Source organism: Acetivibrio cellulolyticus CD2, from assembly GCF_000179595.2.
In the GTDB taxonomy this organism is placed as follows: Bacteria; Bacillota; Clostridia; order Acetivibrionales; family Acetivibrionaceae; genus Acetivibrio; species Acetivibrio cellulolyticus.
The window spans coordinates 212,324-236,967 of record NZ_JH556659.1; the positions used below are offsets into that span (position 1 = coordinate 212,324).

A 24,644-nucleotide genomic window follows, 5' to 3' on the forward strand; every position below is an offset into this window, starting at 1 on the left:
TCATTTGAAAGAGGTTTAATAAATGCATCACTCAGGTTCGATAACACCAACTTCTATGGAGGATACGACATCATTTGCTCCTATATTGACAAAATTTGTGACGTTATTATCAAAGTAATCCAACCTCCATGATCTACCAGTGAAGTTGTCATTTTCATACATAATTATATACCACTCTTCTGGTATACTTACAGAAGAAGTCCAATTGTCAATAAAGCCTCTGCTTTCAAGATCTTTAAGTGTATATTTGCCGACATCAAAGCCCATAGAACACGAACCTGCGTAATCCTTATCCTGATAAAAAGCAACTCCATACCTTACACGAACTGAAGATACTTCATTATCTGCATTTGTCATTGTGTTAAACTTTCTACTAGACCTGCCGTTTGAGTACAATAACCATTGGTTGTAATTTAAAATATTACTTTTTAGCATATTGTCATCGAATAATTGAACAGTATATCCCCATGAAATATATGCAGAAGACGCCCAATTGTCGACAAATCCTATATTATTGTCAATAAGGTCTCTAAGAGTATAATCCCCTTCTGGTAAACTCTGTGTACAATTTCCTTTGCAATCTTCATTTTCGTAAAGAACCACTCCCGTATATTCAACTTTTTTGTCAACGGATGTTACAGAAGATGCACGGATACTTGTACTGGTTGCAAAAACCGGTAGAGTTGGTGTGGGAAGATAGTCAGGTGATGAGGGTGTATTTATAACATGCGCTGTTTGCTTAATAGTTTTTATAGGTACAGTGGTTGGAATAATTATAGGTATGCTTGGAGTAATTGCAGATGTGTTTGGTGTAAGTATAGATGTTGGAGTTGTTATATTTATTAAAGTAGGAGTGTTTATGTTTTTGAGAGTGTTTGATGCAACAGTTTTTGATTGAACATTATCTATTTCTAGGGATGATGAATTTGGTAAAATCACAGCAGCGGGATATTCGGGAATCGGCTCGGCAACCGCTTCCTTTGCGTTGTTTTGGAATACCCCCAAATAAGAAAGTACCAAACCTGTTACTATGGGTAAAAGGACTGTGATATGCAATAATATTTTCCCAAGTGGTGAGTTGACTTTTGAAAGAAAGTTCTTTACCCCATTTTTCACCATGCCAGTTTGATCTTTCAGTATACCTAAATGATTGAGTACTTCTTCTAAAGACTTTACAGGTATTAAAGCTATTCTCTTAAGCAATTCGCAAAATTCCGGGTTGTTTTTAGTTATATCTTCAATTTCTTTTAAATTTTCTTCTGGAATGTAAACCACATTCGCCTTATTTTCAATAGCTGCCAATATTTTTTTCTTTATATCATTAACCGCTCTGATGTTTAGTCTATCATCAATAACACCTGTTGCAGCAATTCTTGAAGATAATGATTTTTTATTTGGCATATATCCTCTGGTTATGAGAAAATCCGTAAAAGCAATAGCAAAAGCGAGATCGGCACTATTTCCTATCACTGTATTGGAAAAACCATATATACAAATCGCAATATCATCCTGAAATTCTATTGAGCTTTTTTCTAATAAAATACATGTGTTTTGAATACTTCGTACAGCAGATTCTTTTAATGCTCTTGATGAAATAGAAGTCCTTATAATAAGACCTTTTTCACTTTCCTTTTTTGGAAAGGTATCTATTAATATTTTTTCTGCTGTTCCGTCGCTAAATAACGCCAAAATATCCATATTAGTAATCCCCCCCAAAAAAAATAACTCCGGGACATAGAGTTCCTCTGTTTTTGCCTCTTTCACTTCGTTCGAAAGAGGCTTAATAAAATCATTTTTCAACAGATATAATAATCTTATGAAGATCAATTGAACTGCTCACCACTTTATAAGCCATATGGTTCTCGTCAATTTCAAGGAGCTCATTCAACTCATAAGTACTGACTCTTAAATAACCTGAAATCAAATGATCCTGAACCTCAATCTCGAGCAGGGATAGCTCAGGATTTTTTTCAAGTGGTCTTAATGTAACAATATATTTTCCGTTGTTTGTTATGTATTCTTGTAAATTGTGAGAATATTTCTCACCAGCAGCTTTTGCCTCAATTAAATCCCCATATTTTTTCCATGCCAAACCGAGAATAGGTCTTGATTTGGCGATTCTTGTTCTTGCAACATTAAGGCTGATTTCTCTGCTTTTTTGTGAGCAATGGTCACAAACTAAAGCATGCTCTTCAATTTCTTGCCTTTTTTTATCCTCAAGGGTGTTGGAGAAATACTCAATAAAGATTTCTTCGTCAGGACAATTCGTAGGCATATGATCCAATACAAACACCTTCTTTACAATGAGATAATTTATTTACTTACCATCAATTCTACGTTTTCATTTATAATTCTTTCCCGAATTTTAGTGCACCAACGGTCTATTAAATTTACTCTTTTTACAATAGTATTTTTTATAAACTCACTCTTTTCAATTTTATCCATACTTAAGAATTTTGTAATATCTATTGGTGTAAAATACTTGTTCAGTTTTGATAGTTCCTTATTTGAACTGTTCAAGCTCTCTTCCAAAGGATAAAAGTAGAAAAGAACAGCCATTTGGGGAAGTCCCGCTTGTTTGGAATACTCGTTAATAAATTTTATAAAAATATTATTTAGTGTCATTTTTCGTAGTTTAGTTAAAATAAGTTTTGAATTCCAACCTTCAATAAATGATTTGTAACAAAATACTAGCTTTTCATAAGGATTACCGTTTATTGTATTTAGGAATAGGAAGTCATATAATATTATTTCTCTGTTTAGGGTCATAACATCATATAACAGGTATTCATCCTCCATATTTTTGAGGAATACATATTCCGACTTATAGCACTCAAAAACCATTCTTTGATAATAAAGTTCGTACTGGTCAACTATTTTGCAGAACAAGTCAACATATTTTATCTTATAATAATCTGTATTTTCAGATTTCATGGTAGTTCCATATAAGTTTGTGTTTTTTTGCATCTGTTTTTTACGTTTGTATTTATTATAATAGTATTCCAGCATATATAAATCTGTCCTGAAATATAACCATGTCAAAAGCTCCTTGTCGGACAAGCTTGAATTACTTAGATCGAGGTTTTCAAATGCTGCTGCAAGTTTGATAAAATCATTCTCACAGAGCGAATTCAATTTTATATATCCAAGCATTCTATTCCTATACATTGGAAAATCATTAATTGTCATTATGTATATCTCCTTTAAAATCAAAGAAATTCAACATAATTATATAATACATACATAAAAAACCCAAATACATTTTTGTCAAATTTCATATTAACATATAAATATTTTTTTCTGACGGTTTTTAATTAATTATAAATAATTTTTATTAATCAGAATTCAAATCAAAGTTTGATATATTGTTCATGACATTAATATTGTGCAGACATTTCACAAAATTTATATTTTATGTGGGGGGAATATTATGAACAAGAAAAGTATGGTTAAAAAAACACTGGGTATTGTTTTGACTACACTCATGCTATTGGGTTTGATTTTGAATCCTTCAGCAGGAGTAAATGTTTTATCAGCACCTAAGGACGATTTGAAGGTAGAATTTTTCAATCAGGTTAAGACTTCTACAACCAACTCAATTGCACCAAGATTCAAACTATCCAATACTGGGACTTCAGCAATAGTTCTATCAGAAATAACCCTTAAATATTATTATACAAACGAAGAAGAAAAGGCACAGATTTTTTTCTGTGACTGGACTACCGTAGGAAATTCAAATGTAACAGGGATTTTTGAGCAAATTATACCTGCTGTAACCGGGGCTGATTGCAGCCTTAAAATAGGCTTTACAAGTGGAGCAGGCAGCCTGATGCCCGGACAAAGTATTGAAGTACAGACAAGATTTTCAAAATCGGACTGGTCTAATTACAATCAATCCGACGATTACTCTTTCAATATTACAAGCAGCAACTATTCAGAGTGGAACAAAGTAACAGCCTTTTATCAGAACACTTTAATCAAGGGAAGCGAGCCTTTTGTTTCTGTTACACCAACATCAACACCAACTCTAGCATCAACACCAACATCAACTCTAACACTAACACCAAAATCGACTCCTACTCCAACTCCCATAGCGACGGATAACAATGATTTGAAAGTAGAATTTTTCAATCAGGTTAAGACTTCTGCAACCAATTCAATTGCACCAAGATTCAAACTATCCAATACTGGGACTTCAGCAATAGTTCTATCAGATATAACTCTTAAATATTATTATACAAATGAAGAAAAAAAGGCACAGATTTTTTTCTGTGACTGGACTACCGTAGGAAATTCAAATGTAACAGGGATTTTTGAGCAAATTATACCTGCTGTAAACGGGGCTGATTGCAGCCTTAAAATAGGCTTTACAAGTGGAGCAGGCAGTCTGATGCCTGGACAAAGTATTGAGGTACAGACAAGATTTTCAAAATCGGACTGGTCTAATTACAATCAATCCGACGATTACTCTTTCAATAGTACAAGCAGTAGCTATTCAGAGTGGAACAAAGTAACAGCCTTCTATCAGAACGCTTTAATCAAGGGAACCGAGCCTTTTGTTTCTGTTACTCCTACTCCAACTCTAACACCAAAATCGACTCCTACTCCAGCTCCCATAGCAACAGATTACAACAATTTGAAAGTAGAATCATATAATGTAGATATAGGCTCCTTAAGCCAACAAATAACAACACAGTACAGAATAACTAATACTGGTACTTCTATAGCAAAATTATCAAAAATAAAACTGAAATATTATTACACAAACAAAGACAATTCCAGTCAAACGTTTAATTGTAATATGTCATCCGTAGGACTTATTAATGTGACAGGCACCGTTGAGAATATTCAGCCAGCTCTAACGGATGTAAATTGTATTCTTACCGTAGGTTTCACTGAAGCTGCCGGAAATCTGATTCCTGGAGAGAATATTGTAGTTCGAACTATGTTAAAAAGAGGAGATCGCTTACAATATCAGCAATGGGATGATTATTCATTTAATAGTACGGCTGCAAATTATACAAACTGGGACAAGATCACCATGTTCTATAATGACAAAAAAATCAGCGGACAAGAACCTGTAGGCTTGCCTTCACTTACTCCATCGCCAACTCCCAGCAATATAACTACTCCGACAGTTACACCCACACCCACACCTATAATGGTGGATTTCTCTTGTGGCATCGGAGAATGTTGGAAGGAATTGCATTATGCCGGTGTTATGGGCAAACCGATTGATGTTTCCCGGGATTTTTATAATGGAACACGTCCGGGTAAATTCCAACAGTTCCCCGAGGGCTTTATCGTTTATTCAAACGCTACAGGCGCGGTATTTATCTCAAATAGAGCATTTAACAAATGGTCAATAGCTGGTGGTATGACTACGACTGATAACAGAAACATGTATATAGCAATGGGATTTCCAAAAGAACATTCACAAAATGATTCCGGAATTGAGTATACAGAGTTTGAAGGAGGTACAATTATAAACGTTGTCGCTCAAGACAAGCAGTATATTCTATTTGGTAAAAATGCAGTTTGCTACAACAACCAATTACAAGATATTAATGGCTTGACAATTAAAGATAAACTTGGCTTGCCTATCGCAGATGAAGTGCTTATACCATCCACAGGTGAACCTGGATCGGTATCCAGATCCTATCAGAATTTTGAACACGGTGCCATATTTTATATTGAAGGTTCTGCCAATAATGCAATTGCTATATGGGGAAAAACATATGAAACATATATAAGTACAGATCCAAGCATGATGTATGTTGGTTTTCCTTTAGAGTCACCTCAGGATATTATAAAAGATTCAAAAGTATTTTACCAAAAGTGCTTGTTTGAAAACTTTGCGATGTATTATGACATGGTAAACGAACCATATTTTATGGATTTTAGGATTTCAAATGTGTATGAAGCGAATGGCGGAGTTTTAGGCTGGATGGGATTGGCAAAAGCTCCGGAAGGTATTACTGCAAAGGGAACAAAATATTTATATTTTGCAAATGGTATTATTGTTGCAAATGGCCTAGGTACTGCTGCCTTCAAAGACTTGTCCATATGTGTTGACAGTTATACGGCCTATGGAAGTGATGGCGCAGCCGGAGCCAATGATTTATATGTAAATGGAAGCATAAAGGGTTCGGATGGTCATGTGACAAATATTCATCAGCCTTATGCTCAAGGACGAGAAACTATTGTAGTAAATAAAAACTACTTAATAACAAGCAGTTTAACTCATGATTATTCGGTAGATGTATATCTTGAAGGAAAAGATGCAGATGATACCAGTCCAGATGATGATAAAGGAGTCATTGAAAAGAAATATGATATTGAAAATTTATGGGGATACTTTGAAAATCCATCTAAAAGAAAGAACAATTTTGAGGCAGTATATCGTTTTGACAGTGTAAGTATACCTTATAGCTTATCAAATTTCAGAAGGAGTGTTTTTTGGTCTTTTAGCAACTTCAGTACCTCAAGACTATCTCCGGATCAATATGCAGATACTTTTGCAGATGTTGATCATGACGAGTCATGGTATTGGCATCCATTTAACAGCACTTTTTACCACCAGGTGTATAAGACAAATGCAGCTTCAGGCAACTGTTTCGGGATTTGTCTGGAAGCGATCGATGCCTTGTCGGGTAATTCAATGTATACTGAGCCGCTATTCTCCAAATACTTCAGCGATACATTGGACGGTAGAGATTTAACTGCGATTGATGATGCCCATAAAGGACTTATTAATGAAATTAATATTAAGCAGGCATACCAAATAGGAAGTAAAAGCATTAACAGTGTTTTTACAGAATATTTTGACAGAGGTTTGTCAAATCCTGGTTATACTTTCGAGGATACCTATGAAGCTTTTAAGAAAGGCAACTATTGTATAGTAAATATATCTAAAGATGGAGTGTTGGATAGTGGAGGGCACTGGGTCTTACCATACAGGTGGGAAACAGATAATCCAAAATATCCCGGAAAATGGTTGATGTACGTTGCAGATCCCAATAAACCTGCCGGACTTAAGGGGACTGATAATAAAGGTGTTATTCATGATTACACCAGTGACGAATCGAGTATAATATTCATAGATCCTATTAAAGACACCTATGAGTACGAAATGCCCAGTGGAGAAAAGTGGCATGGAAGATTTTATGCATTGGATTATAGCATTCTCAGAAACCCTCAAAACCTTCCATTCAATTCAATATGTTCGTATATAGGTAATTATGTTAATATGAACATTTATGGAGCCGTTTCATTGTATAGAGGAGATATTCCTTTGGTCAATTATTTTGGAGGTTCCCTTGATAATGGCGTTCAAACAGGTGATACAGGTTATTATTTTGGAAAAGGCAAGGGTCAGATTTATTTTGATCTTGAGACCAAGGATATTGATGACAGGAGCCAAATTGCATTAGAGACATCAGCATTTTCTAGTGAAATTACCTTATATGGAAAAGGTAAGGATAACATATCCCTACTTAATATTAATGGATATAGTAATCACTATACTGATTTCAATAATGACACTCGAGGTATTATTGTATACAATTACTCAGATTCCAGTGATCAAAAAGTGGACATTTCGCTTCAAGCTGTTAATAAACAAAGATGGATAAAGCTTGAGAATGTTTCATTGAAAGCTAGCGGCCGTTTTAGCATTAATGTAATAAACGGAGGAAAATCGTTAGACGTGGAATATTACGGAAATGGATCTACACAATGCAAATTGATATACAAAGAAGATGGTAATAGTGAGATAAAGGAAATTGAAAATGTTTGGTTAAATCCGGGTAATAACAGAATCTCCATTGATGGAAAAGTAGTTGTTCCGGAGCCGCCAAGACAAAGGCAAACAACTGAAGACATGAATGGTATACTGGCTTATTGGAAATTTAATGATTTTGACAATGTTTTGGCAAAGGACTCTTCCGGTAACAACAATCTCCTTGACACTTCATCCACCTATAATGAAAATGGCGTAAGCGGAAGCGGAAAAGCTATCAGCTTAAATGGTGTAAATCAGTATGCATTTATGGCAAACAAGGAAGATTTCAATTTTGACTCCAATGAAAGTTTTTCAATTTCAACGTGGGTTAATGTAAAAGATCCTGAAAGCACCAAGCTTCAATCAGTATTTTCCAAGGGCTCACCTGCAACATCAAGCAATTGGTTTGGAATTTGGATTAATAATAAAAAGTGGTATTTTGGTGGCAAAGTGGGACTTAGCGGAACTTCTAATGTCTTGAAAGGATGGAATCATGTAGCTGTAGTTCAGGATGGTTCGGCAAATATGAGATATCTTTATGTAAATGGAGTTCTGGAAGCAACCGGAAATGCCATGAATGGCGCTTCAGTTGAAGATATAAGGGTTGGCGGATCTACAGCCGGAAATGATTTTCTTAATGGATGTGTGGATGAAATGTATGTGAGAAGCTATCCTCTATCTCAAAGCGATATAACAAAAGAGTATAAAAGATACCATGAAGGAGTACTGGCAAGATGGAATTTTAATGAGACATCCGGAACAACTGTAAAAGATGAGATGGGCAACTATGACGGTATTTTAAAAACCGATTCCGATTGTGAGAATAACTGGAGTGGAAAGGGTTACATAAAGCTCAATCCATATTATAGAGATCATGTTGTAATTCCAAATGACAAGTGTTTTTACTTTGATAGGGATGACAGTTATATGATTTTTGCAAGAGTATACATTCCTGAGCCAATAGAAACCTTCCAACAGGGAATATTCAGCAAAGGGCGCTCTACAAGTGTATGGAAAAATTATGCCAACTGTTGGGAAATAGGATCAACTTCATCTCGTATTGACCCGTGGGGTAGTGCTACTTTATCACCAGGATGGCATGATATTGCATTGAAACAAAACGGACCGTACAAAAATAGAGAACTGTTTATTGATAATATAAAAATATTAACAACTAGCTCAATTAATGATATCAGTGATTTTAATTATGATATGATAATTGGTGCAATATCTGATTACGATTGTAGTTCGTACGGATTCTTTAATGGGTATATTGATTATGTGGAAGTTTGCAATTACAGCGATCAGCTGGTAATTCAGTAAATTTTTACGTAAAGAACGATACTTCCCGAAAGTTCTTCCAAAAACAAATAATGATTCTAAAAAGGCAGTGTATGGGTATTAGCCCTACGCTGCCTTTTTAAGTAATTTGTTTGGAGTGAAGAAAATTCTTATATCCTTTTTCCTTTTTCTTGATTACTCTGTCCTTCCTAAGTATTCTATTAATTTCGATAATTCGACCTGAATCTCTGAAAATCTGTCTGATTTCCCTGATATTAAGAGACTTGATAATCCTGTCATCCTTAGCAAGCCATATGGCTTGTGAAACCACGCCTTTAGGCGTAGCAAGTAAAAAAGCAAACCACCCTTTGAAAGGGTGGTACAGCGTGATTATATAATACATACATTCCGTTGAATTCCTTTGAACTTTCCAATAATGATATTTCACATAATTAAAGGGTTAAAAGATGCAAATTCGTGAATTGAATTTGCATGGTCAATATACTGATTCAGAATGTAAACAAAATGGCAGGTCGCTATCTATAATTATATATTTGATTTTTTTAAAAATAAGAACAGCAAAAGTATTTCCACCTATTTTCTCGTTATTGACAACTGGTGAGAATTTTGATAACATATTTTAAAAATACTTAAATGCGTTGATAGGGATTAAACTCTGCATTATGGTGCTTTAGAGAGCTGTTGGTTGCTGAAAAACAGTGCGCGTGGCAGAAGTGAACTCACCCTTGAGTAGTCGGCTGAAAGTTTTATTGGAATGAGTAGGTTCGAACCGGTTTCTCACCGTTATGCTGAGAGGCGTTTTACGTTTTGTCAAATGCCGTATAGTGGGTATGGTAAATACCAAAAAGAGTGGTACCACGGAAGTGTAATGCTTTCGTCTCTAGCAAAAATGCTGGGAGACGAAGGCTTTTTTATTGAGAAATTTACGTGGTAAATTTCTTAAAACCGAATGGGGCTATGCCACCAAGTTTTTTATATTTGAATATGCAGGGCCGCACTAATAGACGGACCCAGAAATTTATAGGAGGAAAATTATTATGAAAATTGCGTTTTCAACTCTAGGTTGTCCCGACTTCAGCTGGAACGACATATATTCAATGGCTAAGGATTTTGGATTTGATGGAATCGAAATCCGTGGGCTTGGCAGTGAAATATTTGCTGTTCATGCGCAGCCTTTTACAGAAGCTCAGCTGCCTCATACTGTAAAAAAGCTTTCTGAGTTGCGTCTTCAAATTCCATGTCTCTCTTCCGGCTGCTGCTTGAAGATTGCTGAAAATGCAGAACAAAATCATCAGGAGATTATGCAGTATATTGACTTGGCATCAAAGCTTGGAACGCCATATATACGTATATTGGCTGACCTTGAGCCTCAACCTAATGGCGAGGTAGATGACAGTGTTGTTCTTGCTGCTTTAAAGCGTTTGGCTCCGATTGCTGAGGAAAAGGGCGTGACACTGCTTGTAGAAACAAACGGTGTTTATTCCGATACCTCACGTTTGTGCTCGCTGCTTGACCACGTTGCAAGTGATGCGGTTGCAGCTTTGTGGGATTTACACCATCCTTACCGATTTGCAGGAGAAAAACCTGGAAAGACAGTACAAAATCTTGGTGCATACATTAAATATGTGCATATTAAGGATTCAGTAATGGAGAATGGCGTGCCTAAGTATCGTATGATGGGAGAAGGAGATTTGCCAATTGACGATATGATGAGGGCATTGCGTTCGATTAACTATGAAGGATATGTTTCGCTCGAATGGGTTAAACGATGGGCTGCTGACCTTGATGATGCGGGCGTTGTATTCCCGAATTTTGCAAACTATATGGAACGCTATTTGGAAAAGAGTGCAATAAAGGGTCACCTGTATGACAATAGCGCAAAAACCGGGAAATATGTGTGGGAGAAGGACACATTAATTGATTTGACTTTTCCGCAGGTACTTGACCGTATGGTAGATGAATTTCCAAATCAGTATGCTTTTAGATATACCACATTGGATTATACAAGAACTTATTCAGAATTTCGTGACGATGTAGATACATTTGCCCGCACGCTGATCGCGTTGGGAGTCAAACCTGGTGATCATGTTGCTATTTGGGCAACCAATGTTCCCCAGTGGTTTATTACGTTCTGGGCAGCTACTAAGATTGGTGCTGTTTTAGTTACTGTAAATACTGCATATAAGATTTATGAGGCTGAGTATCTGCTTCGTCAGTCAGATACACATACGCTTGTAATGATAGATGGATTCAAGGATTCAGATTATGTCGGAATTATTAAGGAACTCTGCCCAGAACTTGAAAGTTCAGAGGCAGGAAAACCACTGCATATTAAAAAACTGCCTTTCCTGCGTAATATTATTACTGTTGACTCGAAGCAGAAAGGCTGTCTGACATGGGATGAGGCTATAGCGATGGCTGACAGTGTTCCGGTTGAGGAAGTATATCGCCGTGCAATTTCCATCAATAGACACGATGTTTGTAATATGCAATATACTTCGGGAACAACTGGATTCCCTAAAGGTGTTATGCTTACTCACTACAATGTTGTGAATAACGGTAAAAACATTGGTGACTGTATGGATCTTTCAACTGCTGACCGCATGATGGTTCATGTACCCATGTTCCATTGCTTTGGTATGGTACTTGCAATGACGGCTTCAATGACTCATGGAGTTACTCTCTCTCCGATACCTTATTTCTCTCCAAAGCAGTCACTTGCATGTATTAATAAGGAGAAGATAACTGCTTTCCACGGTGTTCCGACTATGTTTATAGCAATGCTCGAACATGAGGATTTCGCCAAGACAGACTTCTCGTACATGAGAACCGGAATTATGGCAGGAAGTCCGTGCCCTGTAAAGGTTATGCAGGATGTAGTCGAAAAGATGAATATGTCACAGATTACGATAGTGTTTGGACAGACTGAGTCTTCACCAGGATGTACTCAGAGCCGTGTGGATGATTCCATTGAACTGAGAGTTAGTACAGTCGGACGTGCACTGCCTGGTGTTGAGTGTAAAATTGTTGATCCTGAAACAGGAAAGGATTTACCTGATAATGTAGATGGCGAATTTGTTGCACGTGGCTATAACATCATGAAAGGTTACTACAAGATGCCTGAGGCAACAGCGGCAGCTATTGATGAAAATGGATGGCTGCATACCGGCGATTTGGCAAGGCGTGATGAAAATGGGTATTATAAAATTACCGGCCGTATCAAGGATATGATTATTCGAGGCGGAGAGAACATTTATCCTAAGGAAATTGAAGATTTTATATACACACATCCAAAAGTAAAGGATGTCCAGGTTATCGGTGTTCCTGATAAACAGTACGGTGAGGAGATTATGGCCTGTGTTATACTTAAGGATGGTGAAGCGCTAACTGAAGAAGAACTAAAGGATTACATCCGTTCACACATGGCGAAACACAAAACTCCGCGTTACATTGATTTTGTAACTGAGTTTCCAATGAACGCTGCTGGAAAGATTATGAAATATAAGATGCGTGAGCAGGCTGTTGAAAAATTAGGTTTGCAGGCTGCAAGTAAAATAGTAACTGCATAACAGATATAATAAAGGAGCGGAGAGTATGAAATCTCCGCTCCTTTTAAATTTTGGTTCTTTTTTATGTCCAGAATAATAATCGCAAAGTCTATAATGTTTAAAATATAGATTTTATGAGTCTAAAAAACCTTGGTAATATTGCGCCTGGAAAAAATACAAAAGGTTCTTTTGTGGGAAACAAAACTGCAAATCTTGCTACATAGACCCCAAAAATAACTACTAAAAGAGAAATAATCAATCCATTATATAGTTTTTTATTAGACCGAATTTTCTCATGCATAATAAAAATAATTACAAAAGGCATAAGAAATAAAGGATGGTAGCTAAACGCCTGTGATAAGTTTCCCCTAAATAATGAAACATAAGCTCTTGTCATTCCGCATGAAGGACAAGGTATTCCAGTTAGATTTAGAAATAAACAAATACTTCGTTTAAATATTAAACTATATAAAAGACTAATACTTCCTATAATTAAAAGCAGTGCAAAACCTTTTTTCACTCAATCAACTCTACATAAAAATATTTTGTTACATTACATTTTAGACATATCCAGATTATTCATATTATTTTGCATAATAGCCAAAGAAACAATACCTAATCCAAAGATTGAAAGAATTAAATACAGTATTGAGTCATCGGAAGCAGAAGAACCTGAGTTTAGGCGAGCCTGTAAAATTCTTTTACCCATTTTGTAATTCCAGTAAATGGAGTAAATACCGCATGTAACTAATGAAAGAACAAGCTCCATCCCTGGGTTAGCATTTTCATGGTTATATTCGGTTATTTCCTGTGTTACTTTGTACATCCAATAAAGCGAATAGATGCCACAGGTAACAATAGACAAAAGAATACCCACCCCAACATTTCTTTGAGTCATAAATTCACCCCCTAAAAAATTAAATTATGCATATTATTTTGCATAGAAATAAGAAAATGTATTTTTTCTATGAATATATTCTATATTGAGATGGCTGCATAGTCAAACCTTTTGTGCGTATTTTATCAATATTTTGTCAATCGACTATCTTTATGGCGGTTTATAGCAGTTTATAGCAGGTTATAGCAGGTTGTTTTCGCGACAAAGGATGCAAAAAAGTAACCAATTCCTTAAATAAAGAGCAATAATTTTTGAAGTGCAATTCGTAATTATGATTACTTGAATATATTGGACATTATTGATAGAATAATGTTACTAATTGCTTGATTGTTGCAAATGTAATATTAGTTTTCTGTTATAAAGATATTATTATGCAATATTTAAATTCATCTTGTAATGAGAGTATTGCACAAAATATAAAAGAAAAAATGCAAAGGGGAGAAGTACAAAATGTTCAGAAAAAAGCTTGTAAAACTTCAGGCGCTAGCCCTGTCAGTAGCAATGCTGGGAACATTGTTTCAAGTCAGTTTGGTATCTGCAGAAACTGCAGAAGATGTAATTTATCAAAATGATTTTGAAGCAGATGAAACTGCAGTACTTATTGGTGGAAACAAGGCATTGGAATTTACAGCAGAGGGCGACATAACTAACAGTTGGGTCAGTGTATTTCAACAGGATTTATACACTGAATATACAAACAAAATAAACTCAGGAGCAACATTGAGCTTTGATTTGTATCTGCCTGCTGAAAGTACATACGCTGGTACATTAAAAGCTCAGGCAGTTACAAAAATGGGAAGTGCCTGGACATGGACACAGTCGGCAACAATCCCGGAAATTGGTATTAATAAGTTCGCGGATTCGGGAGATGGATATTTAAAAGCAAGTGTATCCATTCCATTTGGAAGCGAAATTGAAGAAATTCAAGGACTTAAATCAGTTGTACCATGCTTGGCAGCAAGTAATTGCGATTATACCGGCAAAATTTATCTTGATAATGTTAAACTTGTAAATAGTGTAGTACCGGTAGTAGAAGAGGTAATTTACCAGAATGATTTTGAAAAAGATGCAACAGCAGTAGCAATTGGAGAAACAAAAGCATTGGAATATACAGTTGCCGGAGATGTAACTAACAGTTGGGTGAATGTATTCCAACAAGATTTATTTACTGAGTATACAGGCAAAATATATGAAGGCGCAAAATTAAGCTTTGATTTGTATTTGCCTGCTGAAAGTACATACACAGGTGCATTAAAAGCTGTGGCAGTTACAAAAATGGGAAGTGCCTGGACATGGACACAGTCAGCAACAATTCCGGAACTTGGTATTAATAAGTTCGAAGATACAGGAGACGGATATTTAAAAGCAAGTGTATCCATTCCATTCGGAAGTGAAATTGAAGAAATTCAAGGACTAAAATCAGTTGTGCCATGTTTGGCAGCAAGTAACTGTGATTATACAGGTAAAGTATATCTTGATAATGTTAAACTTGTAAATGGCATATCAAACGAAGAGCCTCCTTTACCTGAAGTAACTCCTATTGTATTTGACTTTGCAAAAGCAGAAGATATTACCGGTTGGGCAAATGGCGGCAGTTACGCTTATAACGGCGGTTTGACAATTGGACATGATGCTGCAGTTGGTGAAGGTTCAATGATGTTGGGTGTTGATTATTCAGCAGATTCTGCTGCATCATGGAGCGAAGCAAAGGTTATGTATTCATTTGCAGAGCAAGCACAGTTGGAAGGATATAATCAGTTCTCATTTGATTTCATTTATGATCCTGCAAAAATGACAATGGGTTCTTTTAAGGTTAAGTTGTTTGCTGGAACAATAGACAAAAACGCTAATATCACTGATGTAGAAGATTACGGAAATGGATTAAAAAAGGCAACAGTAGTGATTAACTTTTCAAGTTCAGCCAATTCTATTATTAATTTTACACTTGGTATAGTAGGAAGTAATATAGATTATAAAGGAATTATCTATATAGATAATGTTACATTTAGTCAGGCAGTAATAGAAGATAATTATGTGTTAGCTACAAAGACTGTTGAAGAGCAAATCCCTGTCAGCGTAACTTCTGATTCTGTTACAGCTAATGGCATGACACAAGAAATACCAAATAGTGTAAAACTGACTGATGATAAAGCTATTAAATCTGCTGCACAGCTTTATGCATATCTTGAAGCAGTAGGAAAAACAGATAGTGTGTTGTTTGGACATCAAAATGATATTACTTGTAAGGCTGGAAATGTTGCATTGTCCAAATCGGATGTTGAAGATGTAACAGGTTCTACTGCAGCAGTTATGGGTATTGACGCACTTGCACTTACAGGTAACGAGCTTTCAGTAGCACAGTGGAATGCAACCTTGGAAGAACGTGTTGCTGCATGTGCTAAAGTCACAAAGGAAGCTGCCGACAAAGGTGCTGTTATTACTTTTTCAGCACATATGCCAAACTTTGATGTAATTGATAAGAGAGTTAAGCTGGGCATAGGTTTAGATAATCCTACATACGGCAACAATTCAGAAAAAGTAGGTATATTAGCAGACGGTTCATACAATTTCTCCGGATATACTCCAAATAATTGTACAGGTGATGTTGTTGCTAGGATTATGCCACGGCAGGATTTAAACAAATATTTTACTGCTTATCTGGACATGATTGCTGATTATGCTAAGGTTTTGGAGAAGGATAACATCAGTGTATTATTCAGACCTTTCCATGAATGTACAGGTGGTTGGTTCTGGTGGGGTAAAGGTAATTGCGATGCAGAAGCATATATAAACCTATATAGATACACAGTATCATACCTCCGCGATGTAAAAGGGGTTCACAACTTTATTTATGTATATGGACCAAGCAGTGAAGCAGCAAGTACTGCTGAATATGGTATCCGCTATCCTGGTGATGATTATGTAGATATGGTTGGATTTGACATGTATCATCAAACACCTGCAGAAGGAGATAGCTTCATCAGCAATTTCACTACTGAGTTGAGCATTGTACAAAAGTTCGCTGAAGAGCATAACAAGCTGTTTGCTGTGACAGAAACAGGTATGGCTAGTGGCAGTACTCCGGTTTTGATTAAAGGAAATCCAAGAAAAGACTGGTACAATGAAATACTCGATGCTGTTGTAGGTTCAAAGGCTTCATATTTCTTGGTATGGGCAAACTTTGATACTACCAATTTCTATACACCTTATGTAGTAAGTAATGCAGGTGAGCCTATGAAAGGTCATGAAATGCTGGATTATTTTATTGACTTCTATAATAAGCCAAATTCAGTATTTGCTAAGCAGATAGGTGATTATACTGCAATAGATGTATCTATCCAAACAAACACTAATACTTCAGGCTATATTATGGCACCGACATCAGGCAGCCGTGTACTTGAACCAATGACACTAGAAGCAAATGTTTCAAATGCAAAGGATAGCTCAGTTGTTAAGTTTATTGCAAAAAACAAGACAGGTGCAGTAGCAAAAGAAATAACAGCTGCAAAAAATGAAAGTGGAATTTATACAGCAAGCTTAACTAAAGAAATACTTAATGCTGTTGGCGAAACATTAGGAACTATTTCACTTTCAGTTGACGGGAAGGTTGTTAATACAATTAATGCTAAATTTAATATGCCGGAACCTGTAATTGACCCATTAGTAGTAGATACTTTTGAATATTATTATGGAGATAATGAGCTCCTTAATTCAAATTGGACTATGGGAAATGGTACAGGTTGTACGCTTGTTCCTTCGTTAACAAGCAAGAGCTATGAAAGCAAATACGGCTTGGAATTCAAATATTCACTAGCTTCCAACGGCTATATAGGTATAGTGAAGAATATGAATGGTGCGGATTGGTCCAGCAAAAATGCCGTGCAATTATGGACAATTCCTGATGGTAAAAAACAAAAAGTTGTTATTCAGGTTACATCCGGCAGTAACGTATTTGAGGTATATCTCAATCAGTATGCGGATTATTATGGTTCAACAGAGCCTGTTTTAGTAACCATTCCATTCTCAAGCTTTGTTGGAAGAGATGATAAGACAGCAGTGTTCGATCCAGCTAATATTGAGAGCTTTGGCTTGTGGAGCAATACAATAGTTCCAGAAGGTGAAGATGCTTCAACATATAAATTGGATTCTGCTCTTTATTATGATGACATCAAAGTGGTAACTTCGGATGTAACAACTGTTACGTTTAAGAAAATATCAACTGGTGACGAAATAATTTTAGGTGATGTTAATGGAGACACTCATGTAAATTCAATTGACTTTGCACTGTTAAGGTGGCATTTATTAGGGTTTGAATATTTGGAGGGAGATGCCCTGAAGGCTGCTGACGTTAACAAAGATGGTAATGCAAATTCCATTGACTTTGCATTAGTAAGAAAATATATTCTTACAGGCAAGTTTTAAAGCTTATTAAATAACGTTCCAATCTCAAGGGTAATGCTTTTACCAATGAGATTGGGCGTTTTTTATTTACGATAATGTTTTCAAGGCAGCTGGATAAAGTTTTAACAAAATAATTGGTTTCTGAATAATATATAAAGACAGGAATTTAACATTGCCTGTCTTCCTTCTTGGGGAATTTTCAAAGCAAATGTAATAAAATCAAAGAGGTAAGTACTTTCGGAATTTTGATTGTTTCTTGCCAAAACCTTGTAATGTCAGTGTATTTCACAATTATTTTACTCAAATACAATTTGTTGCAAGTAAGCAGCAGGCTGTTACCTGACTTTTTTTATCAAAGTTGTAAAATGTGTGACATTTATGACACACATAATCAATTTAGGGTGTATAATTATTCTTGAATATGTCATACTGCTGTCAAATCTGAATGAATACAATTAAAAGAAGCCGATTATGGTTGAAAATAATGAAATGGGTTTTATCAAGGTTTTGCATCCTATGAACATATACAAGGAACTAGTTTGGTGATAGTAAGGAGGTGAGAAAAAATATAAACGTTAAATAAGGAGCTTAAACAATCACTTTATAATTATAGTTGAGGATATATAATTATTCACACAAAACAACGCACTTATGTTTTTGCCGAAACAGGTTTCTTTAAAATCACGATTCATATAGGAGAAAAGTAATTACCAGGTTAATTAAAAAGCTTGAATCCTTTCGCACTAAGACCCAATAAATATTTATTAAATTTGGATATAAATCATCAGCTTGAATCACTCGAAAATATTAGTGAACTTAAAATAGTAGCTAAACTATTATGAGGATAATTTATGGTATAAATAACTATGTTAGTATTTACTTACACGTTTGATATTGTGGAATGAGGTGGAAGGTAGTGAATATTGTAGTTTTGAGTGGAAGTCCCAAGGGAAAATACAGCATTACGCTTCAAACCGTGCTTTATATCCAAAAGCGTTTTCCTGAGGATTGCTTTGAAATTATATATGTTGGACAGCAGATTAAACAATTTGAAAGAGATATGAAATTGACTATTGAGAAGATGCTGGCAGCTGATCTCATATTATTCTGTTATCCGGTTTATACTTTTATTGTGCCATATCAGCTCCATAGGTTTATAGAGTTGATAAAAGAATACCAAGTGGATTTGAGCGGAAAATTCGCTGCGCAGATCAGCACTTCAAAACATTTTTATGATATGACAGCTCATAAGTTTATTGAACAAAACTGTTCAGATCTTAACATGAAATACATCCATGGTCTTTCGGCTGAAATGGACGATTTGTTGTCTGAACAGGGGCAAAAGGATGCGCTGAAGTTTTGGGATTATGTACATTTCTGCTTCAAATCGAATTTGTATGAACTTCCAAAAAAGTTGCCAGAACCTGAAAAAAAGCTTTATCAGCCGGTTTTACCTGTAGTAAAAAAATCAGATCAATATAATACGGTTATTGTTACGAATTGTGAAGACAATGACCAAAACCTTTTAAATATGATTTCTGACTTTCAGAATGTTTATGCCTACAGTACACAAGTTATCAATATCAGCAAGTTTGCATTTTCGGGTGGATGCCTGGGATGTTTTAATTGTGCTGCTTCCGGAAAGTGCTCATATAGAGATGAATTTGATGTTTTCCTAAGGGAAGAGATTCAGAAGAAGAATGCAATTGTTTATGCTTTTACTATCAAAGATCATAGTATGGGTGCATCTTTCAAGCAGTATGATGACCGTCAATTTTGTAATGGACACCGTACTGTAACAATGGGAATGCCAATGGGATATATCGTCAGCGGAGCGTATAGCAGCGAACACAACCTTAATGTCATTATAGAAGGGCGCTGTGAGGTAGGGCATAATTTCCTATGTGGTGTAGCCACTGATGAAGGGGATACGCCAAGGGCGCTTGTGATGCTGGCTGACAAACTTACCTATGCTCTGCAAAATAGACTGGTATTGCCTCGGAATTTTCTGGGGGTAGGTGGTATGAAAATTTTCAGAGATATTATTTATCTTATGAGGGGACTGATGAAGGAGGATCATCGATTCTATAAAAAACATGGAATCTATGACTTTGTGCATAAGAAAATTGGTACTATTCTTAAAATGAAAATTGTCGGGATGTTGCTATCTAAGCAATCTATTTGGAATAAACTTAACTTCAGGCTAAATGAGGTTATGCTACAACCTTATCAGAAGGCTATAAATAAGGATTAACACTTATCAGTTTTTCATACTGAAAAGGCATTTCGTTAAACTATTTTAATTTTGGAACTGCACTCCATTTTGTATTAATAATTAATTAAAAACACCTAAGGAAGAACCTAAAGAAAAGGACTTGCCCATAATATTACAGACCCAGTCCTTTTCTTTGAAAGTTTGCCGTAATTTTATTATAGTATATTTACAATAAGCTTTTGTGATTGTTTGGTGAACATTCACAATTAATGAATAGAATGTAACATGAGCCAATATGTTAGGTATTGCGAGCTTCTCTGCCTATGCAAATATAGTGCATTTACTATAAAAGGCAGAAAAATAAAACAACCACCCTTTGAAAGGGTGGTACAGTGTGATTATGTTAGGGGAACAATATTTCCCCAATTTGTTTTTTGAGATACACCTATTTGCTTTTTCGATACTAAATGAGCTTTCAGATTTTCTGTATTAAGCTTTAAGATGTCACCATAATTACTATAATGTTGTAAAATACTATCTGCTAATCCTTTAATTTTTTTACCTGATACAGGCATAGTACAGAATTTCTTTATTGATGGGGCGAAATAAGATCCATCTTGCGCCTGCTCATATTTTTTCAATGAATAGCTTCCATCGGAGTGTTTTAAATAGGTAATTGCTGAGGGAACAATTCCACCTGAGCCTTCGGTAACCAATTTACCATAAAGATTGTAGGCAGAAGCATAGGTAGTAACAAATACTTTCAGCTCATTTCCTTCTTCATAGCTGCCGTGAACATGAGGTGCCACAATTAGAAAGCCTCCGTTATATTTCATGTTCTGGTTCTTCTCTATTTCAGTTTTATAAACTAATTTTAAAATAGGATCATTACCTTGATAACTAAAATCAGGCAAAATAGTTTGCTCCTTGATATCCAGCTTCGAATACCATTCTATTGGCGGTAAACTTTCATCTGTAACATTATTCTTTGGACCCAGAAGCTCCTTACACAACCGCATCATAATCTGCCCACGCAAGTCATTTTTTGCTTTACCATTTTTGAATTCTTGCAGCATATAGTCTAGTGCATCCGTTCCTCCATATTTTATAATGTTTGCATATTCTTTTTTATGAGCCGAAATGTAATCAGCAGGATTTGATGAGCTTAGTGGTGAGGACAAAATAACCTTCAAGCTCTCCTCAACAGAAAACGATGTCTCCTTTGAGGCATCTCCTATATACTCTGTCCTATTATTCAAATAGGATTCCGATTTTAAAACTGACTCTGGTTTTTTAATTTGAGGATTGGATATGAGACCTATTCCAATCACGATAATAAGAATAGCAACTGCTATCGCAACCCAAAATGAAGGCTTTTTGTAGTTTAATACATTTTTTATTCTACTTTTTACATTACTTTCACCAAAGGCAAGAGGACTTCCAGATACAAATCTTCTGTTTACAGCCATTGTAAGAAGAGATGTACTATATTCGCGCTTAATCTTATTTCCAAGCTCTTTAATTACCTTTTCATCACAGGACATTTCCATATCACGGCTCATTAAAATAAAGCTCACCCATACAAATGGGTTAAACCAGTGAATGCATAGCACCAAAAAGGCAAACGGCTTAACAAGATGGTCTAATCTTTTTATATGTGTCTGCTCATGCTTTAAAATATACGTTTTCTCATTCTCGTTAAGACCTATGGGTAGGTATATTTTTGGCTTTAAAATTCCTAAAACAAAAGGTGATTTTATGTTTTCGCACTCAAAGACATTATCATATACCAAAATGGCAGAATATATTTTCTTCTTAAGAACTATATAGGATGTAATACTGTAAATAACCATAAGTAGCAGGCCAATAATCCATATCACGGAAGCAATGGACAAAATAATTTGCATTGGATTAGCACTGGCATAAGGTGTTGCAGCAGGTAACGAATTGTTCATTATGTTGTTTACTCCGTTAATGCTACCACCAATAGTGGTCTGTTCCGTTAGTCCTATGTTTATTGGAATATGGTTAGTTTTATTACTTGAAAATGAAAAGGATCCTAAAAGACTAAATGCTGATGAAAATGAATATGGGCAAACAAGCCTAAAAATCACAACGCTCCATAGACTATAGGAAAAAATCTTCGGCAACCTCTTTAAAGGAAATCTGATTAATAGCACAAATAGAATCACATAGGTTCCTGTTAAACTCATATTAACAATATTAATAAGAAGGTTTTGCAAGTTAAATTCCATTGTCAATCCTCCTTATAGCTGTCTATTAGTTTTTTTAGGTCCTCTGCCTCTTGCTCGCTAATTTTTCTATTTCCCATAAATGCCGTTAAAAATTGTGGAAGCGAACCGGAAAAAGCTCTGTTGATAAACTGTTCACTCTCATACTTTTGAACCTGTTCCCTTTTAACAAGAGAGTGTACTATTGAATTTTCATTTTTTAGAACACCACGTTCACATAGTTTTTTTAACACTGTATATGTAGTAGATTTTTTCCACCCAAGCTGTTCGAGACACAGTTTAACAAGCTCTCCAGATGCAATAGGTTCATTATCCCAAACTATAGAAGCAAAACGATATTCACTTTCGCAAATTTTCAGTTTATCCATTATTGTATTCACTCCTCGCAGGTCTATAGTGATAGACTTAAGATAAAATTAGTCTATCACTATAGACCTGCGTTGTCAAGAATAACAGTCATGTATATTTTTGGTTATATATAATTGATGTGTTATTATAAAAGTTATTGTGCGTGTTGGCTATACAAATCGTAAAACGTCAGCTCATTTAACATTAATGCTTTAACTACTGCATCAACTCTGCTGTTGGCGTTTAGCTTTTTAAATATGAGCTGATTGTGATATTTTACTGTAGCTAAGGACAAGTTTAATTCCTGTGATATATGTTCATCTGAAAATCCCTGTGCTATCATGCCTAAAATCATATTTTGCTTTTCTGTAAGCTTATGGGACAGATTTGGATCTTCAAAGCCGGAATAGTTAATTTGCGGACTTTCGTTATAAATATTAATTGACAGCAATTCAACAAGACCAACCAGAGCATTCATTATAGGATTGCACAGGCTTATAACTGATATATAACAATAGGTTTTGTTTTTATGTGAAATTGGAATACAATACTCATACCAGTTTTTTAATTTGTTGCTGTAATGGAAAGCAGGGTATATGTGAACAGGTCTTTTGAGCAATTTTGCCAATGAAACAGAGTTTGTTCCAATACTTTCTTCATAAAATGAAACTCCAGGTTCGAGGAATTCATTATATTCGGACCAGCATAAAGTTGAACCGGGCCTTTTCTTTTGAGCTATCAGATAGCCTTCCGAATTAAACAGTAGAAAACAGTATTCACCCTTAACATTCTTTATTGTATCTAAATATCTATACATAAAATCATTAAACTTATTTGTAAAGTCACTTTTTTTAACAGCTGTTTTGAGCTCATCAGCAGAAAGCTTTAACAATGGTTTTTTTAAATCTCTGGAAATACCTTTCTCACTGCACACTTCCCATGATCTTAATAAGCTTTGATATAATTGTATGTCATTTGTCATGCTGTATGTCCCCCTGTAAACTAAGATTGAATGATTACATAAAATCACTTTTATCTGTTTGCTGCTGTATGATTGTTGGGTAAAAAGTCAGGATAAATAATCTGACTTTTCCAAGGAGCTTAGTATTTCAACACCTAGATCAACAGTTTTTTCAGAACCCATAAAGTTTAGAGCAACTTTAGCTCTTCCCCTTCTTTTGTCTACTTTTCTTATTAGCCCTTCCAACCCTAAAAGTGGGCCCGAGTTTACCGATACTTTAGAATTCTCGATGAATATTTTTGAGTAATCGATAAGGTCACTATCTTTTAAAAGTTTTAAAAGAGGATTTATCTCTTCATCGGAAATTCTGGAGTAGTATTCACCATCTTGCTTTAAAACAGTATAAACATTGGGAATTTTCCTGATTATATAGTATATATCTGTGCTCATATCCAAATTTATAAGTACATAGCCTGGGAAAAATATTTTAATCACTTCATAGCACTTACCTTTTCTTACTTCAGTGAGTTTTCTTTTTGGCACAATAGAATGACATTCATTACTTTCAAAGTTGTAATGGAGAAAATTCTCAACGTCGTTTTCAGCTCCGGTTTTTACATGAAGTGCATACCAACTCATCTAACTCCCCCTTATAACACAGCAAATATTATTAAATATACTTTAGCACAGTAATACTTTTGTTATAACAGCTTAACTGCAGACTTATTCTGCTTATTTGCAGGAAATAGCCGATGTGCTGTTTTCTGAATATAGAATATCATTGATATTTTTTATCCTGTACTATACTTTTGATAAAAAAATTCCTGTTTTTATGAACTTCTTCTCGTAATAACGAATTGTCAGAAGCTCAAGATATTATTATAAATGTATTCTTGGTTGTTTGGGACTTAATGCGATAAACGGCAGAACAATATC

General features: G+C 35.4%; 14 protein-coding genes and 1 other annotated feature. Of the genes, 4 read left to right on the top strand and 10 right to left on the bottom strand.

The genetic code is table 11. The features are described 5' to 3' along the window. Window positions 1-27: 27 nt before the first annotated feature. From ACECE_RS0221095 to ACECE_RS0221105, 3 genes are all read right to left on the bottom strand, one after another. Entirely contained in the window at window positions 28-1,698 is a 1,671-nt protein-coding gene (locus ACECE_RS0221095; protein ID WP_162862613.1) for a S16 family serine protease, read from the bottom strand. 91 nt (window positions 1,699-1,789) lie between these two features. Then, a complete protein-coding gene (locus ACECE_RS0221100; RefSeq protein WP_010250855.1) occupies window positions 1,790-2,284 on the bottom strand; it encodes a hypothetical protein in 495 nt (164 codons plus the stop codon). A 29-nt stretch (window positions 2,285-2,313) separates the two neighbouring features. After that, entirely contained in the window at window positions 2,314-3,189 is an 876-nt protein-coding gene (locus tag ACECE_RS0221105; RefSeq protein WP_010250857.1) for a hypothetical protein, read from the bottom strand. A 241-nt stretch (window positions 3,190-3,430) separates the two neighbouring features. Between ACECE_RS0221105 and ACECE_RS0221110 the strand changes: the two genes are divergently transcribed. Beyond that, window positions 3,431-9,106 (top strand): cellulose binding domain-containing protein, encoded by a 5,676-nt coding sequence (locus ACECE_RS0221110; RefSeq protein WP_010250859.1) that lies wholly within the window; start codon window positions 3,431-3,433, stop codon window positions 9,104-9,106. A gap of 97 nt (window positions 9,107-9,203) precedes the next feature. Here ACECE_RS0221110 and ACECE_RS0221115 read toward each other — a convergent pair whose 3' ends face one another. After that, window positions 9,204-9,467: a hypothetical protein gene (locus ACECE_RS0221115; RefSeq protein WP_010250861.1), complete on the bottom strand. Its 264-nt coding sequence runs from the start codon at window positions 9,465-9,467 to the stop codon at window positions 9,204-9,206. 247 nt (window positions 9,468-9,714) lie between these two features. Next, window positions 9,715-9,970 (top strand) — a binding site (T-box leader). 152 nt (window positions 9,971-10,122) lie between these two features. Between ACECE_RS0221115 and ACECE_RS0221125 the strand changes: the two genes are divergently transcribed. Next, window positions 10,123-12,654, top strand: a complete 2,532-nt coding sequence (locus ACECE_RS0221125; RefSeq protein ID WP_010250863.1) for an AMP-binding protein — start codon at window positions 10,123-10,125, stop codon at window positions 12,652-12,654. 97 nt (window positions 12,655-12,751) lie between these two features. Here ACECE_RS0221125 and ACECE_RS32450 read toward each other — a convergent pair whose 3' ends face one another. Next, window positions 12,752-13,153: a DUF2752 domain-containing protein gene (locus ACECE_RS32450; protein ID WP_010250865.1), complete on the bottom strand. Its 402-nt coding sequence runs from the start codon at window positions 13,151-13,153 to the stop codon at window positions 12,752-12,754. A 33-nt stretch (window positions 13,154-13,186) separates the two neighbouring features. Then, entirely contained in the window at window positions 13,187-13,531 is a 345-nt protein-coding gene (locus ACECE_RS0221135) for a DUF4234 domain-containing protein (RefSeq protein ID WP_010250867.1), read from the bottom strand. A 450-nt stretch (window positions 13,532-13,981) separates the two neighbouring features. On the opposite strand from ACECE_RS0221135, the gene ACECE_RS28445 reads away from it, so the two are divergent. Together ACECE_RS28445 and ACECE_RS0221145 are read left to right on the top strand one after the other, a co-directional pair. Beyond that, entirely contained in the window at window positions 13,982-17,953 is a 3,972-nt protein-coding gene (locus tag ACECE_RS28445) for a glycosyl hydrolase (protein ID WP_010250869.1), read from the top strand. 895 nt (window positions 17,954-18,848) lie between these two features. Further along, on the top strand, window positions 18,849-20,186 hold the full coding sequence (locus tag ACECE_RS0221145) for an NAD(P)H-dependent oxidoreductase (RefSeq protein ID WP_010250871.1): 1,338 nt from the start codon (window positions 18,849-18,851) through the stop codon (window positions 20,184-20,186). A 359-nt stretch (window positions 20,187-20,545) separates the two neighbouring features. Here ACECE_RS0221145 and ACECE_RS29730 read toward each other — a convergent pair whose 3' ends face one another. The 4 genes from ACECE_RS29730 to loaP form a co-directional block, all read right to left on the bottom strand. Beyond that, the gene (locus ACECE_RS29730) at window positions 20,546-22,402 is read right to left on the bottom strand and encodes a M56 family metallopeptidase (RefSeq protein ID WP_010250874.1); all 1,857 of its coding nucleotides are present in this window, start codon (window positions 22,400-22,402) and stop codon (window positions 20,546-20,548) included. A 2-nt stretch (window positions 22,403-22,404) separates the two neighbouring features. Then, entirely contained in the window at window positions 22,405-22,767 is a 363-nt protein-coding gene (locus ACECE_RS0221155) for a BlaI/MecI/CopY family transcriptional regulator (RefSeq protein WP_010250875.1), read from the bottom strand. Between the two features lie 134 nt (window positions 22,768-22,901). Beyond that, window positions 22,902-23,729 (bottom strand): response regulator transcription factor, encoded by an 828-nt coding sequence (locus ACECE_RS0221160; protein ID WP_010250877.1) that lies wholly within the window; start codon window positions 23,727-23,729, stop codon window positions 22,902-22,904. Window positions 23,730-23,816: 87 nt separating this feature from the next. Beyond that, on the bottom strand, window positions 23,817-24,347 hold the full coding sequence (gene loaP, locus ACECE_RS0221165; RefSeq protein WP_010250880.1) for an antiterminator LoaP: 531 nt from the start codon (window positions 24,345-24,347) through the stop codon (window positions 23,817-23,819). Window positions 24,348-24,644 lie beyond the last annotated feature (297 nt).